This is a genomic window from Microbacterium sp. H1-D42 (genome assembly GCF_022637555.1).
Taxonomy (GTDB): domain Bacteria; phylum Actinomycetota; class Actinomycetes; order Actinomycetales; family Microbacteriaceae; genus Microbacterium.
On record NZ_CP093342.1, the window covers coordinates 3,030,905 to 3,045,319 of the forward strand.

General features: G+C 67.2%; 13 protein-coding genes and 2 pseudogenes. 4 read left to right on the forward strand and 11 right to left on the reverse strand.

From position 1 onward, the window contains the following. Nucleotides 1–3: 3 nt before the first annotated feature. The 3 genes from MNR00_RS14430 to MNR00_RS14440 form a co-directional block, all read right to left on the reverse strand. Nucleotides 4–645, reverse strand: coding sequence for an NAD(P)-binding domain-containing protein (locus tag MNR00_RS14430; protein WP_241926607.1), 642 nt, complete (start codon nt 643–645; stop codon nt 4–6). Between the two features lie 99 nt (nt 646–744). Beyond that, complete coding sequence (locus MNR00_RS14435; protein ID WP_241926608.1) at nt 745–1,872, reverse strand: Gfo/Idh/MocA family oxidoreductase; 1,128 nt, start codon at nt 1,870–1,872, stop codon at nt 745–747. After that, nucleotides 1,869–2,693 carry a TIM barrel protein gene (locus MNR00_RS14440; protein WP_241926609.1) on the reverse strand — a complete coding sequence of 275 codons (825 nt, stop codon included), beginning with the start codon at nt 2,691–2,693 and terminating at the stop codon, nt 1,869–1,871. Before MNR00_RS14440 ends, MNR00_RS14435 begins: the two co-directional genes overlap by 4 nt. Nucleotides 2,694–2,802: 109 nt before the next feature. Here MNR00_RS14440 and MNR00_RS14445 point away from each other — a divergent pair, with 109 nt between their 5' ends. Together MNR00_RS14445 and MNR00_RS14450 are read left to right on the forward strand one after the other, a co-directional pair. After that, complete coding sequence (locus MNR00_RS14445) at nt 2,803–3,405, forward strand: TetR/AcrR family transcriptional regulator (RefSeq protein WP_241926610.1); 603 nt, start codon at nt 2,803–2,805, stop codon at nt 3,403–3,405. A 103-nt stretch (nt 3,406–3,508) separates the two neighbouring features. Beyond that, nucleotides 3,509–4,372 carry an LLM class flavin-dependent oxidoreductase gene (locus MNR00_RS14450; RefSeq protein ID WP_241926611.1) on the forward strand — a complete coding sequence of 288 codons (864 nt, stop codon included), beginning with the start codon at nt 3,509–3,511 and terminating at the stop codon, nt 4,370–4,372. 3 nt (nt 4,373–4,375) lie between these two features. On the opposite strand, the gene MNR00_RS14455 is transcribed toward MNR00_RS14450, so the two are convergent. The 8 genes from MNR00_RS14455 to MNR00_RS14490 all read right to left on the reverse strand — a co-directional run bounded on the left by MNR00_RS14455 (nt 4,376) and on the right by MNR00_RS14490 (nt 10,827). Further along, entirely contained in the window at nt 4,376–5,236 is an 861-nt protein-coding gene (locus MNR00_RS14455; RefSeq protein ID WP_241926612.1) for a MurR/RpiR family transcriptional regulator, read from the reverse strand. Next, nucleotides 5,214–6,032: a phosphonate ABC transporter, permease protein PhnE gene (phnE, locus tag MNR00_RS14460; protein ID WP_241926613.1), complete on the reverse strand. Its 819-nt coding sequence runs from the start codon at nt 6,030–6,032 to the stop codon at nt 5,214–5,216. The genes MNR00_RS14455 and phnE (MNR00_RS14460) overlap by 23 nt, the downstream gene beginning before the upstream one ends. Continuing rightward, nucleotides 6,029–6,868: a phosphonate ABC transporter, permease protein PhnE gene (gene phnE / locus MNR00_RS14465; protein WP_241926614.1), complete on the reverse strand. Its 840-nt coding sequence runs from the start codon at nt 6,866–6,868 to the stop codon at nt 6,029–6,031. Before phnE (MNR00_RS14465) ends, phnE (MNR00_RS14460) begins: the two co-directional genes overlap by 4 nt. Beyond that, nucleotides 6,865–7,650 carry a phosphonate ABC transporter ATP-binding protein gene (gene phnC, locus MNR00_RS14470; RefSeq protein ID WP_241926615.1) on the reverse strand — a complete coding sequence of 262 codons (786 nt, stop codon included), beginning with the start codon at nt 7,648–7,650 and terminating at the stop codon, nt 6,865–6,867. The genes phnE (MNR00_RS14465) and phnC overlap by 4 nt, the downstream gene beginning before the upstream one ends. A 22-nt stretch (nt 7,651–7,672) precedes the next feature. Further along, the gene (gene phnD, locus MNR00_RS14475; RefSeq protein WP_241926616.1) at nt 7,673–8,683 is read right to left on the reverse strand and encodes a phosphate/phosphite/phosphonate ABC transporter substrate-binding protein; all 1,011 of its coding nucleotides are present in this window, start codon (nt 8,681–8,683) and stop codon (nt 7,673–7,675) included. Nucleotides 8,684–8,745: 62 nt separating this feature from the next. Then, nucleotides 8,746–9,414, reverse strand: coding sequence for an HAD family hydrolase (locus MNR00_RS14480; protein WP_241926617.1), 669 nt, complete (start codon nt 9,412–9,414; stop codon nt 8,746–8,748). Nucleotides 9,415–9,493: 79 nt separating this feature from the next. Next, entirely contained in the window at nt 9,494–10,153 is a 660-nt protein-coding gene (locus MNR00_RS14485; protein ID WP_241926618.1) for an amino acid deaminase, read from the reverse strand. A gap of 41 nt (nt 10,154–10,194) precedes the next feature. Next, nucleotides 10,195–10,827, reverse strand: coding sequence for a LysE family translocator (locus tag MNR00_RS14490; RefSeq protein WP_241926619.1), 633 nt, complete (start codon nt 10,825–10,827; stop codon nt 10,195–10,197). A gap of 464 nt (nt 10,828–11,291) precedes the next feature. Here MNR00_RS14490 and MNR00_RS14495 point away from each other — a divergent pair. Both MNR00_RS14495 and MNR00_RS14500 read left to right on the forward strand, forming a co-directional pair. Then, a pseudogene (locus MNR00_RS14495) lies at nt 11,292–12,147 on the forward strand (IS256 family transposase); the annotation flags it as partial. A gap of 1,069 nt (nt 12,148–13,216) precedes the next feature. Next, a pseudogene (locus MNR00_RS14500) lies at nt 13,217–14,409 on the forward strand (IS3 family transposase). Nucleotides 14,410–14,415: the final 6 nt, after the last annotated feature.

Sequence of the window (14,415 nt, forward strand, 5' to 3'; positions counted from 1 at the left end):
GCGTCAGGCGATCCGGTTCGCGATCGCGAGGTTGGCGGTCAGCTCGTCGGCGTTCTGGCGCACGACGTAGGCCGGGCGGTCGCGCTCGACGCGCCATGATTCGCTCAGCGGTCCGATGTTGACCGTGTCGAAGCCGAGCACATCGTAGAAGCCGGTGACGAACTCGACCGCATCGGCGTGATCGCTCGACGTCGCCAGTGCGCGGCGGTTCGCGGAGCCTGCCGGAGTGCCGTCGGTGGTGATCTCCTCAGAGCGGATGTGGTTGAACGCCTTGGCCACGCGCGACATCGGCAGGTGGTCCTGCAGCAACTGCGACGAGGTGGTCTCACCCCTGTCGATCGCCTCGATGTGCCCGTCGCGCTCGAAGTAGTAGTTGTTCGTGTCGAGCACGATCTTGCCCGCGAGCGGTTCGACGGGGATCTGCGGCAGCGCCCCCATCGGCACGGTCACGACGACGATGTCGCCGGCAGCGCCGGCATCCGCTGCCGTCGCGGCGCGCGCCTTCGGCCCGAGCTCCGCGACCAGGTCGCCCAGCGTCTCGGGGCCGCGCGAGTTCGCGATCACCACGTCGTAGCCTGCGGTGATGGCTGCCCGCGCGACCTGGCTGCCGATGTGTCCTGCGCCGATGATTCCCAGAGTTGTCATTCTCGTGGCAACAGTGCGGCCGGGCGAGTATTCCCGTGACGGCATCGGATTGCGCGCGCCGGGCGGATCACCGCGTCATCTGCTCACCGCGTCATCTGCTCACCGCGTCGTCGCAAAGGGATCGAAGCCGTCCGCGAGCAGCGGCACCGGTGCGACGGTGCTCTCGATCTCCAGGTACTGACCCGTCGAGGCCGACGCCTGCGCCGAGAGCATGACGTCGAGCACGTGGTAGCCGAGCTCGCCGCTCGCGACGTGCGGCCTGTCCTCGGCGATCGCGCGGGCCATGTCGAGCACGCCGAGTCCGCGGCCGACGACCGTGCCCTGCGATTCGATCTCGATCCACTCCTGCTCGAACGACATGCCGTCGCGCAGCACGCCGAGGGGCTTCACATAGGCGATGCGCCCGTCGAACTGGTTCGGGTCCGGCAGCACGATCGATCCCTCGGTGCCGTGGATCTCGACGATCCCGTGCCGCTCGAGGGCGGAGTCGAAGCTCAGCAGGTGCGTGCCGTGCTGCCCCGCCTCGAAGGTCGTGAGCACCTGCACGGTCGAGGGCACCTCGACCGTGAACGTCTCCCCCGCGCGCGGACCGGTGCGGATCTCGCGCTCGGTGCGCGAACGCGAGCCGCGAGCGGCGACCCCGGCGATCGGACCGAGCAGGCTGACGAGCGCAGAGAAGTAGTACGGCCCCATGTCGAGCAGCGGTCCCGCGCCGTTCGCGAAGAGGAACGCGGGCTCGGGATGCCACATGTCGGGCCCCTGAGTCTGGAAGACCGTGTTCACGAACAGCGGCCGTCCGATGACGCCGTCCCGGATCGCACGCTTCGCGGTCTGGAACCCCGGGCCGAGGATCGTGTCCGGCGCCGAGCCGATGCGCACGCCGGCGACTTCGGCGGCGCGCAGCAGCTCCTTGGTGCCGGCCAGGTCGAGACCGAGCGGCTTCTCCGACCAGACGTGCTTGCCGGCGGCGACCGCTCTCGATGACACCTCGATGTGCGCCTGCGGGATGGTCAGATTGACGACGAGCTCCACCGCATCATCCGCCAGCACGTCATCGGTCGTGCCCCACGATGCGACGCCGTACTTCTCAGCCTGCGCCTGTGCGCGCTCCGGCAGCAGGTCGCCGACGGCGACGACCTTCACGTCGGGGAACGAGGTGAGGTTCTGCAGGTAGGTGTCGCTGATGACGCCCATGCCGACGATGCCGACTCCGAGTGGCGCGCTCATGCGACGAACCCGCCGTCGCGCAGGAAGGCGAGGCTCGCTGCGACGTCGTCGAACACATCGCCAGGTGCGTGGTCGTACTCGACGATGGCATAGCGGATGCTGTCGCCGGCGCGCAGCGCGGCGGCGAGGGGCACGTCGCCGGTGCCCGCGTGGCGCTGGTCGAGGCTGTCGGTGCCGAAGTCGGGTGCACCCTGCGCCCAGGGGTTGGATGCCGGAACCACACCGTCCTTGATGTGCACCGCGGTCAGTCGTTCGCCGAGCTGGGCGACCAGTGCAGGCACGTCCTGCCCGCCGGCCTGGGCCCAGAAGAGGTCGAGTTCGAGCTGCACGCGGTCGTCGGTGAGCAGGGCGAAGCGCTCGTACGCGGACTGCCCGCCGAACGAGGCCACGAACTCCTGGGCGTGGTTGTGATAGCCGACGCTCAGGCCGAACGATGCGGCCTGCTCTGCTGCCTGGTTGAGCCGCTCGGCGACGTCGGCGACGCCGCCTTCGGTGAGCCAGCGCTCGGGGGCGACGAACGGATCGATGACGGTGGTGATGCCGACCTCTGCCGCGGCTGCGAAGACGACCTCCGGCGCTGGGGTGGGGATCGCGCCGTCAGGTGTCCACAGCTCGTCCGAGAGCAGCGGGGCGTGGCCGGTCGGGGCGCTCAGCCCACTGGCATCCAATGCGGAACGCACCTCGGTCGGACGCGAGACGAAGTCGAAGGCCTCGACGTGAGCGAATCCGATCGCCGCGAGGCGGTCGAGCGAACCGCGCATGTCGGCCGAGAACTCCTTGGCGAGGGAGTAGAGCTGCACGGAAGCGATGGGCAGTGACATGTCGGTCCTTCGTACGTCGTCGTCGAGCACACCGGGCGGTGTGTGCGTCGAGAGTATCACCAAACCTCCATATGGAGGTTTATTTGTCCGAACGAGTACGATCGGGAGCGTGACTGCACGCGATGAGCCCGTGATCGGGCGGGAGGGCGCACGCCCCAAGGGCGTCGCACGCCGTCTGGAGATCCTCGATCGGGCGATCGAGGTGTTCCGCGAGCGCGGCGCCGACGGCACGTCGCTGCGCCGGATCGCCGAGGCCATCGGCGTCTCGCATGCAGCCCTGCTGCACTACTTCGACTCGCGCGAGCAGCTTCTCGTCGCCGTGTACGCGCACGCCGAGGCGCAGCGCGCCGCATCCGAGTGCACGACGCCGCCCACCGGCATCGACGTGATGGTCACGGCCGCCATCGCGAACGTCGAGGTGCCAGGACTCGTGCAGCTGTACACGACCCTGGTCGCCGCGTCGCTCGAGAGCCAGAGCGAGGTCGGCAAGGCGTTCTTCACGGCACGCTTCGAGCGCGTCCGCGGCCAGTTGACGGAAGACCTGAGGGCAGCGCAGCAGGCCGGCACCGTGCGCGACGACCTGCCGGCCGAGCATCTGGCTGCTCTCATCGTCGCCGCCTCCGACGGTCTGCAGGTGCAGTGGCTGCTCGAGCCGTCGGTGGGACTGGAGGAGACGCTGCGCACGCTGGGTGAGCTGCTCAAACCGCACTGAGGCGTCTGTTCCGGCCGGTTCACGCAACGCCCGTGTGCCAGACTCGCGCTATGCGCACCCCTGTGATCTGCTCCGCTGCCCGGCCCGACCTGCGAGGTGCGGCATGACCCGCATCGGAGCCGTGTTCAACCCGTACCACCACGCGCCAGAAGAGCTGCGTGCCGCGGTGCAGGTCGCCGAAGCGGCGGGGGTGCCCGAGCTCTGGCTGTGGGAGGACTGCTTCCGCGAATCGGGCTACGCCTCGGCGGCCGCCGCGCTCGCCTGGAGCGAGAACCTGCGCATCGGACTCGGCATCGCTCCGCTGCCGCTGCGCAATGTGGCTGTCACGGCGATGGAGATCGCGACGATCGAGCGGATGTTCCCCGGCCGGTTCCTGCCTGGCCTCGGGCACGGCGTGCAGTCGTGGATGGCCCAGGTGGGTGCGAAGGTCGCCTCGCCGCTGACCCTCATGCGCGAGCAGGTCACGGCGCTGCGCGCCCTGCTCGCGGGCGAAGAGGTGAGCATGTCTGGGCGGTACGTGACGCTCGACGCCGTCCGTCTGGACTGGCCGGTCGACTCGGCACCGCCGGTGTACGCCGCCGGTCAGGGCGCGAAGACACTCGCGCTGACCGGCGAGATCGCTGACGGCACGGTGCTGGTCTCGGGCCTGACGCCGGCCGAAGTCGGCGCGCAGGTCGCACAGGTGCGAGCGGGCCGGGCTGCGGGTCTCGGAGGCGACACGACGGTCGTCGCGTATGTCACCGCCGCGTTCGGAGACGGTGCCGCAGCGCGCGTCATCGCGCAGCACGGCGATGACGCCGTCGAGGTCAGCCGGGGGCTGTGCGGCACGCCGGCCGAGGTCGCCGCCGGCGTCGCCGGTTTCACGGAGGTGGGAGTGGATGCTGTCATCCTCGATCCCGCCGCGGACGAGCCCGACTTCCACGGGTTCCTTCGCGCAGCCGGAGAGGTCGCGCGGATCGTCGGCTGACGACTACTCCAGGATGCCTCCGCCGAGCATCGACAGCGCCGCGGCCTGCGCCTCGCGGCCGCGTTCGCCGCGATAGACGACGAACTGCTCGACGAGCAGCTCGATCAGCAGCATGAGCGCCGCACGCGACGTGTGGATGAGTTCGTCCTGGAAGCTCTCGTTGATCGGCGGCACCACGAGCGCCACGTCTGCAGCATCCGCCACTGCCGAACGAGCGAACGAGGTGATCGCGACGACTTTCGCGCCACCCTTCTTCGCCGCGCCGATGCCCTCGAGCGTGGAGCGGTTCGCGCCGGAGCCCGAGATCACCACGCACAGCGAGTCGGGTCCGAGTTGGCGTGCGGAGATCTGCTGGGACAGCGCGTCCATGAGGATCTCGGCGGGGCGCCCGGCAGAGTTCAGGCGCAGCACCAGGTCGATTCCGAGCGAGCCGGACAGGCCGTTCGCGAGCACGAGCACACGCTGCGATCGGTCCAGCAGCGACATGAACTGCTGCACGTCGTCCTCGGTGAGCGCGGCGGCCGTGTTGCTCAGGCGCGCCGCGAATCGGCTCACCCCTGCGCGGACGGCGCCGAGCATGGTGCCATCGGCTTCGCCGGTGTCGACCGACTCCAGCGCGAGCTCCTGTGCGAGCGCGACGCGCAGTTGAGGGTAGCCCTCGTATCCGAGCGACTGCGCCGCGCGGATCACCGTCGTGCGCCCGACCCCGACCGCGTCGGCGAGTTCCTGCGCTGTGCGCTCGACCGTGGCACCGCGGTCGGCCATGATCGCTTCGGTGACGCGCCGCTCCCCCGGCTGCAGCGATGGCGTCAGCGCCGCGATGCGGGCCAGCGGAGGCGCGTCAGACGACCCGTGCCAGTTCACCTGAACGGTCTCCTTCCATGATCCGGCGGCGCACAGCCCCCGAGATCGCGTCGATGATCATGGTCACGACAACCACCACGATCAGCAGCATGCCGACGGTGTCCCACTCGCGGAACTGCGTGTAGTTCGCGAGCATACTGCCGATGCCGCCGGCGCCGACCATGCCGAGGACGGCCGAGGTGCGGATGTTGATCTCGAAGCGGTAGAGCGCGAACGACATGAGTGCAGGGGCGACCGCCGGCCACAGCGCCCACCGGGTGACCTCTGAGGTCGTCCCTCCCGCCGCGCGGACGGCTTCGGAGGCGCCTTCCTCTGCGGATTCGATCGTCTCGTAGACCCACTTGGCCTGCGTGCCAATGCCGGCGATCCCGAGTGCGAGCATTCCCGTGAACGGGGTGAGGCCGGTGACGGTGAGCAGGATGAGCGCGATGATCACCTCGGGGATGGCGCGGATGAGCGCGAAGCCCCCGCGCAGCACGGTCCGCAGCCACGCCGGTCCGACGCCGCGCGCGGCGAGTATCCCGAGCGGGATGGAGACCACGACGCAGAGGATCGCACCGAGCCAGGCCATCGAGATGGAGCGCCACATCTCCACGAGCGCGCGCGGCAGCTTCTCCCAGTTCGGGGGCGCGAACATCAGGCCGAAGTACTTCGCCACGTTCTCGGGGATCTTCGGCACGTCTGACCACGGGATCTGCAGTCCGACGGTCGCGGCGATGATGATGATCCCGGCGAGGAGCGCGAAGACGGTCGGCCACAGCCGCGAGGGCCGACGGGGCACCGAAAGAGAGGTCATGCGAGCCTCCTTCGCAGCGCGTTCGAGATCAGTTCGATGAGGACGACGACGACGAGGATCTCGAGGATGATCACCGAGACGTCGCCGTAGGCATAGAAGTTGCGGCGCTCGTCGAGGAGCCTGCCGATGCCGCCGGCGCCGACGAATCCGAGGATGGCCGAGATGCGCACGTTGAGTTCGAGCGTGTAGAGCCACTGATTGGCGAACAGCGGCATGGTCTGCGGCAGAGCGGTGGTGCGGTTGATCTGGAACTGGGTGCCGCCTGCGGCCTTGCCCGCTTCCATGTAGCCGTGATCGGCCGAGTCGATCGCCTCAGAGACCAGCTTCACGATGATTCCGATGTCGAAGAGCACCAGGGTGATCAGCCCGGGCAGCACACCGACTCCGACCATCGCGACCAGCACGGCCGCGTAGACGAGGTCCGGCACTGAGCGCACGACGTTCACGACGGTGCGGACGATGACGCGGCTGAGGCGGTTGGGGTTCGTGGGCTTGGATGCCCACAGCGTCAGCGGCACCGAGATGATCGCCGCGACCACCGCGCCCACCAGAGCCATCTGCAGCGTCTCGAGCATCGGGTCGATGGTGCGGGGCAGGAAGGCCCAGTTCGGCTGCAGCATCTGCGCGAGCTTCTTGGCGCCGTTCGTCCAGTGCTTCGCGATCGATGCGAGATCGATCTCGACGCCGCCGATCGCCGGGAGGCAGGTGGCGATGGTGAACGCGACCAGCACCGCGACGATGAGGACCGTCCGCCGCAGGTTGCGCGGTTTCGGGGGCAGGTCGTGCCGGGGTGGTGTCTGCTGCGAGGGCGGAGCCCCGAGGGCGGATGCACTCATCCGGCGGTGCCCATCTGGTCGCGCACCTGGATCGGGCGCCCGTAGATCTGCTCGAAGTCGGCATCGGTGGCATCCTGGGCCGGGCCGTCGTAGACGATCTCGCCGGCACGAAGGCCGATCATGCGGGTCGTGTACTCGCGAGCGAGGTCCATCATGTGGATGTTGACCATCACCGTCAGCCCGCGCTCGGCGTTGATCCGGCGCAGATCGCTCATGACGGCGTGCGCCGTGGGCGGGTCGAGCGAGGCGACCGGCTCGTCGGCGAGCATGATGCTGGGCTCCTGCGAGAGCGCGCGGGCGATGGCGACGCGCTGCTTCTGTCCGCCGGAGAGGGCTCCGCCGCGTGCCCAGACCTTCTCGAGCATGCCGACCGAGTCGAGGGCCGTGAGGGCGATCTCGCGGTCGTCCGGTGAGGGGATGCCCAGCAGATTGCGCCAGGCGGGGGCGTGCGCGAAGCGGCCGACGAGCACGTTGTGGTAGACGTCGGTGCGCTCAGCCAGGTTGAAGCCCTGGAAGATCATGCCGATGTGTCCACGCAGTTCGCGCAGCGCCCGCCCGCGCAGGGCGGTGACCTCGTGCGGGCCCACGGCGACGGTGCCGCCGGTGGCCCGCACGAGCCCGTTGATGGTGCGGATGAGGGTGGACTTGCCCGAGCCGGACAAGCCGACGATCGAGACCATCTCACCCGCTTCGATCCGCAGGGAGGCCTCCTTCAGAGCGCGGGTGCCGTTCGGATAGGTGACCGAGACGCGGTCGAGCTCTACGTGCCAGGAGGTTTCCATGCGTTCTTCTCTACAGGGTGGGTCAGTTGGAGAACTTCTGCAGGATCTCGCCGTAGCGGTCGATCTCGTCCTGGTTGGTCTCTGCCGTCCAGTCGGTGAGGCTCACGAGGTCGGTCATGACCTGCTTGGCCTCATCGGACGAGTCGACGTAGCCGTCCATCAGCTTGGTGAGCTTGGCGACCAGGTCGTCGGGCAGGCTGCTGCTGACGGCGACGCCGCCGTTGGGGATCATGTCGGTGTAGGCGAAGGCCACGACCTTGTCGGCGACATCGGGGGCTTCGGTGAGCACGCTGGAGCGCGCGTCCCAGAATCCGAAGGCCACCTCGGCGTCGCCGTTGTACACGGCGAGCACGGCGTTGTTGTTGCCTTCGACGGGCACCTGGGTGATGTCCTTGTCGGTGTCGATTCCGGCGGCCTGCATCGCGACGACCGGGTACTGGTAGCCGGCGGGCGACGTTGCTGCCTGCAGCGCGACCTTGGTGCCCTTGTCGATCTTCTCGAGTGAGTCGATGGCGGCGGGGCCGGTGCCGGTCGAGGCTTCGCCCGCCTTCTCGATCCCGTTGCAGAAGCTGAGCTCGACGTCGTTGGCTGCGTACTTCGCCTTGACCGGCTCGTCGTCGCAGTACTTGTCGGGGTTGTTCGTGTAGGCGACCGATGCGTACGAGCTCGCGCCGAAGCGCACGTCGCGCAGGATCAGCTCGGCGTCGTACTGGTTGATCGCGTTGTAGAGCGACCCGGCGTCGGTGATGATGACCTGGGCCTGGTCGGCGCCGAGTGCTTCGACCGTGGCTGCGTAGTTGCTGGCCACGACACCGTTGACCTTGATGCCGAGTTCGTCACTGAGGTAGCTGGTCAGCGGAGTGAGCGCCTCTGCGAGGTCGGCGTTCTCGGTCGAGGGCACGAGCGAGATGGTGATCTCCTCGGGCCATGCAGAGTCGGATGCTCCGGAGTCGGCGCTGTCGGCTGCACTGCAACCGGTGAGGACGAGTGCTGCTGCGGCGAAGATGCTCGCGGCGACGATGGGCTTGCGCATGCGCGTATTACCTTTCGGTGCTGAGGTGAAGAGGGGTGATGCGGAAGAGCGGTGTTGCAGGGTCAAGCCGGAGTGCTGAGTGCCGAGGCGGCCCAGCGATGGATGTCGGGGGTGAGCTGCGCGAGCGTCGTGCCGCGCATGGTCGGGGTTGCGTCCGACGTCTCGGCGGTGGCTCCGACGAGCGCGGTGTCGGCACCGAGCGCCTGCGCCGGCGCGAGGTCGAACGCGAAGATGTCGCCGATCGAGAGTACGGGGCCGTCGGTGAGAGCGGCCTTCAGGATCGGCTCGAGGCCGGTCGGCTTGCCGACGGTGAAATGCGTGGCGGCGAAGCGGCCGGTGAGGCCCCAGGTGTCCAGCAGCGCCGGAATGCCCGCGCCGGGTGCGTTGGTCGCAAGGATGATGCGGATGCCGGGGTCGAGGCTCTGCAGCAGGTCGAGCAGACCAGGTGCGGGTGAGACGGGGGCGTCATCCGTGCCGAGGCGCGTGCGGCTGTGCTGGTAGGCGGCCTGGAGGGTGTCCTCGTCGACGCCGTCTTCGCGGGCGAGCGTGCCGACGACGTCGTAGCCGTCGCGGAATCGCGATTCACCGCGGTCGTAGCTCGCGAGTTCGACCTCGACGCGAGTGAGGTAGTCATCTGCGGCGGCTTCCGCTGCGTAGCGGGCGTAGGCCAGGACGGGGCCGTTGCCGACGGCGAGGGTGCCGTCGAAGTCGAAGATGATGCTGGGATTCACTCGCGCTCCTTCAGTGGACAATGCGTCCACTCTAGGCGCAGCGATTGGACGCTACGTCTACGAGGAGGTGAATATTCGGTTACAGATCCCTTTGAGGGGCCGCGTTCCACCGGAGCCTGCGGTCGGCGAGGAAGTCGGCGACGACGACGTCCGGATCCCCGGCAAGCGGAAAAGTCGTGATCAGCTGCCAATCCTCACCGCGTCGGATGCCATAGATGAGCGCACAGATGGAGGAGCCGTTCGCAGCCAAACGGTCCGCGGTGATGCCGTCTGCGGCGACCAGGACGACGCGGGTATCGAGTCCATCCACCTGGGCGCCGGCGACTTTGGCGTCCGTCGGGGGCTGGCGCAGCAGAGGCAACGTCGCCGCGGTGACCCGCTGCAGCGGAGTGGATGTTGGGTCTGAGAACAGGTGGAAGCGTGTCTCAGGCTGGCCGAGGGCCGCGGCGAGTTCGCCGTTCTGCCATCTGTCGCGCTTGTAGCCGTATGGCGTCAGCGCCGTCGAGAACCAGTAGCCGTAGACGTGGATCACGCCCGCATTGCCGATGGGGTACTGGGCGTCGAGACCCGCAGCCGCGTGCAGGGCATCGAAGAGCGGCCGATCGATGACCGGCTCACCGGTGTTCTCGTCGATCACCGTGGATGTGCCCCAACGAGAGAACCGGTTCTGTCGAGCGTCCTGCGCGATGAGGTCGAGTACCGGCGCGAGGTCGGGAGGCTGCGGGGCGGAGGTCTGCACCGGGTTGGCGTCCTTTCTGGCTGCCCACGTCGGGGCTGGGTCTAGCTCTTGGAACCGGTGAACGCGAGCGTTCCACCCAGCCCGATCATCATCACGCCGCCGGTGCCGGAGAGTGTGGAGATCCGCCGCGGCGACTTGGCGAACCACGCGCGCGCAGTGCCAGCAGCCAGTGCCCAGACGCTGTCGAAGACAAGGGCGATCGCTTGAAACGCCAGGCCGAGGATCAGCAGCTGGGCCCACACCGGACCAGCCTCGGGTGCGACGAACTGTGGGAGCACGGCGACGAAGAACGCGATGGTCTTCGGGTTCGTGACCCCCACGATGAAGCCCTGACGCAGCAGGGTCGTTGACGACAGCGAGGCGCGACCGTTGTCGGCGACCCGTTCGTGGCGGTGTCTGATGGCCTGGATGCCCAGCCAGATCAGGTACAGCGCACCGGCGATCTTGATGACGGTGAACGCAACTGCAGAGGCTGCCACGATCGCTCCGACGCCGAACGCCACGGCGATGACAGCGGGGATCGTCCCCAAGCCGTTCCCGAGGACGCTCAGAACCCCCGCTCGCCGGCCGAAGGCGATGGACCTTCCGATCACGAACAGCACGCTCGGTCCGGGAACCACGATGATGACCGCGGACGCGAGAGCGAACGCGAGGAGGTTCTCCATAGGGATCATGATTCTCAACCTACTGCGCGCGGTGATCCCTGAATCTGGACGGACTACGCGGACCCCGATTTCCATGCCGCAGGAATATCAGATCTGACCAGGGAAAATATGGCGGAGACGGAGGGATTTGAACCCTCGGTCCCCTTGCGAGGACTCCACCTTAGCAGGGTGGTGTGCGCCATCCGGCTCGCCAAACCGACTCAACTCCCTGGCGCCCTTAGAACGACTGGGAAGCGCGTGTTTCTGCGGATTCTGGGCCTGTTGCGCCCTGGCTCCCCAGACACGGGAGGCACCGGGAAACACGTCAGAATCGCTCCGATCGGGATGCTCCGGACACTTTTCGGACACCTGATCAGTAGTGCCCCTTAAGGTGGTGTAGCTCGCGGTGTCCGGCTCGTCGCTCACGACGTAGGCGCGGTCACCGTGTGATCCTTCGAGAAGTCTCTTACCTCCACTCGAAAGGCATCATCACGATGACCGCACTTCATATTGTCGGCCCTGCGCATGTTGGGTGAAGCCCTCGCCGATTCGTCGCCGGATCTGATGCGGCAGCTGCTGCAGACCATGATCAACACGCTCCTGTCCGCCGACGCGGACGCCGTGGCCGGCGCCGAGTGGGGCAAGCCCAGCCCGGACCGTGTCGCGCAGCGCAACGGTTACCGGCACCGCGACCTGGACACCCGCGTCGGCACAGTCGATGTTCAGATCCCGAAGCTCCGCCAGGGCACGTACTTCCCGGACTGGCTCCTCGAGCGCCGTAAGCGCGCCGAGACCGCGCTGATCACTGTCGTCGCGGACTGTTACCTCGCCGGCGTCTCGACGCGTCGGATGGACAAGCTCGTCAAGACGTTGGGGATCCACTCGCTGTCGAAGTCACAGGTCTCGCGGATGGCCGCGGACCTCGATGAACATGTCGACCAGTTCCGCCACCGGCCCTTGGGCGATGCGGGCCCGTTCACGTTCGTCGCCGCCGACGCTCTGACCATGAATGTCCGCGAAGGCGGCCGCGTGATCAACGCCGTCGTCCTCGTCGCGACCGGCGTGAATGCGGACGGGCGCCGTGAGGTCCTCGGCCTACGGGTCGCGACATCGGAGACTGGGGCGGCATGGAACAGCTTCTTCGCCGACCTCGTCGCCCGCGGCCTCAGCGGGGTCCGCCTCGTCACCAGCGATGCGCACGCAGGGCTGGTCGAGGCGATCGCGTCGAACCTGCCCGGCGCAGTCTGGCAGAGATGCAGAACCCATTACGCCGCGAACCTGATGAGCGTGACCCCGAAGAGCATGTGGCCGGCAGTGAAGGCGATGCTGCACTCGGTTTATGACCAGCCCCGCAACCGTTCAGTTTCCGAACGCCGCAAGCGTTCAAAGTTTTAACATCGCCGACACCAGTAGCGCTCCCCCACCAGGATTACCAACTGGGCGATAAACCTACTGCAACGGGAGAGTCGGCCCTCCGGCGCCATCTCCCCGTGATGATCTTCTGGGACCATTGCCCGCACCCACGTCAGCACCGATCCAACCGTTGAGTGCCTCGGCGATGTGACGTGCTGTTCGCCGATTGCAAACGTTGCCGTTCAGCACGCGCTCGCTACCATCCGCGAGCGTGATGAGCACCCGCCCACTCTCCAACCGTCCGCCGTATACAGTCCAGCCGAGCACGAAGAACATGCCCCTGTATGCGTCCGCACGAACTCGAATGATCTCACTCTTGCGATGGGCACGTCGGCTCCACCATGACGTGACGATGAGTTGGTCGTCGACGACGTGGATTCCCGTTGCCCAAACTCTGATCCAAAGCCACACGCAAAGAGCGACAGGGGCCAGCGATACCGCGGTGACAAGAACCGGCCCTGTGGACGCGGTTTTCATAGCCACAATCAATGGCATCAGACCGATGTACAACGACGCCCCGCCGAGCCGACGCGCTCGCTCGATGACCGACCTCCTACGCAAGGAATCACGCCGAATAGACAACGAATCGGCCGATCTTGTAGCTCGGAAGTGGTGCTGTCGGCTTGGAAGCCGGCGTAGGTCGCAGGATGCGTCCAAGCGCACCACCTGCCCCGGCCTCGGCCCCGTAGGCCATCCACTTAGTTCGGCGGTTGAACGGGCGAAGGTTCTTACGTGTGACAACACCCGGCGTCTTCCTGATCACCTTCGTCATCTTCACCAACTGTCTGGCAGCGACTACCGCTTTGCCCGCCAGCCCTCCGGTAGCCGCTGAAGCGACCTCGATCGCAGCGTCCGCCCATTTCCCTTGTACAGCATACGACGTGGCCATAAGGGCACCGCAAGCCGTGCCTAAGAGCCCGAAAGCGAAAGCGCAACCGGGTCTGCTGTAGGAACAGGTGACATCTGAGATGTCTGGTCGGAGTGACCGGGCTGGAAGGATGAGAGCATGCCTGCACCGTTTCCCAAGGAGTTCCGTGAGGATGTGATCCGGGTCGCGAAGAACCGCGAACCGGGTGTGACGATCGCGCAGATCGCGAAGGATTTCGGGATCCATGCCGGGACTCTCGACAACTGGCTTCGGGCTGACCGGGTCGATGCCGGCGAGCAGGCCGGCACGACGACCGCGGAAGCTGCAGAGGTGCGCGAGCTCCGCAAGCGCAACCGCCTGCTGGAGCAGGAGAACGAGGTGCTGCGGCGGGCTGCGGCGTATTTCGCGCAGGCGCATCTGCCGGGAAAATGAGTTACCCGCTCGTGAAAGAGCTCGCCGCTGACGGGGTCCCCGTGGTGGTGTCGTGCCGGGTCTTGAAGCTCTCCCCCCAGCCTTACTACCGGTGGCTGGTGAGCCCTGTCACCGGCCGGGAGCTCGATGAGGCGTATCGGGCGAACGCGTTGTTCGACGCGCACCGCGACGACCCTGAGTTCGGGCATCGGCTGCTCGCTGACGAGGCCCGTGAAGCCGGTGAGTCCATGTCGGATCGGACGGCGTGGCGGATCACGTCGACGAACGGGTGGTGGAGTGTGTTCGGCAAGAAGCGCGGCAAGAACGGCAAGAGGCCTGGTCCTGCTGTTCATGACGATCTCTGCGTCGTCACGGATGAGAAGGGGCGCAGCCGTCACGTGTTCGCCGCCGACACGACGAACGAACTGTGGCTGACCGACATCACCGAGCACCACACGGCTGAGGGCAAGCTCTACCTCTGCGCGATCAAGGACGCGTTCTCCGGGAAGATCGTGGGCTACTCGATCAGCGACAGGATGAAGTCATCTCTGGCCGTGAACGCCCTGAACAACGCCGTCGCGATGCGTGGTGATGTCGCAGGGTGCGTGGTGCACTCCGACCGCGGGTCTCAGTTCCGCAGCAGGAAATTCCGTCGCGCTCTGACCCGCCACGGTCTGGTCGGATCGATGGGCAGGGTCGCGTCGTGCGGCGACAACGCCGCGATGGAATCGTTCTTCAGCCTGCTGCAGAAGAACGTCCTGAACCGCCGCTCGTGAGCGACCCGAGAAGAGCTGCGGATCGCGATCGTGACCTGGATCGAGCGGACCTACCACCGCCGACGCCGCCAACCACGCCTGGGCCGTTTGACACCCGTCGAATTCGAGACCATCATGACCAACAACCTGGCCCTCGCGGCCTAAACCAAA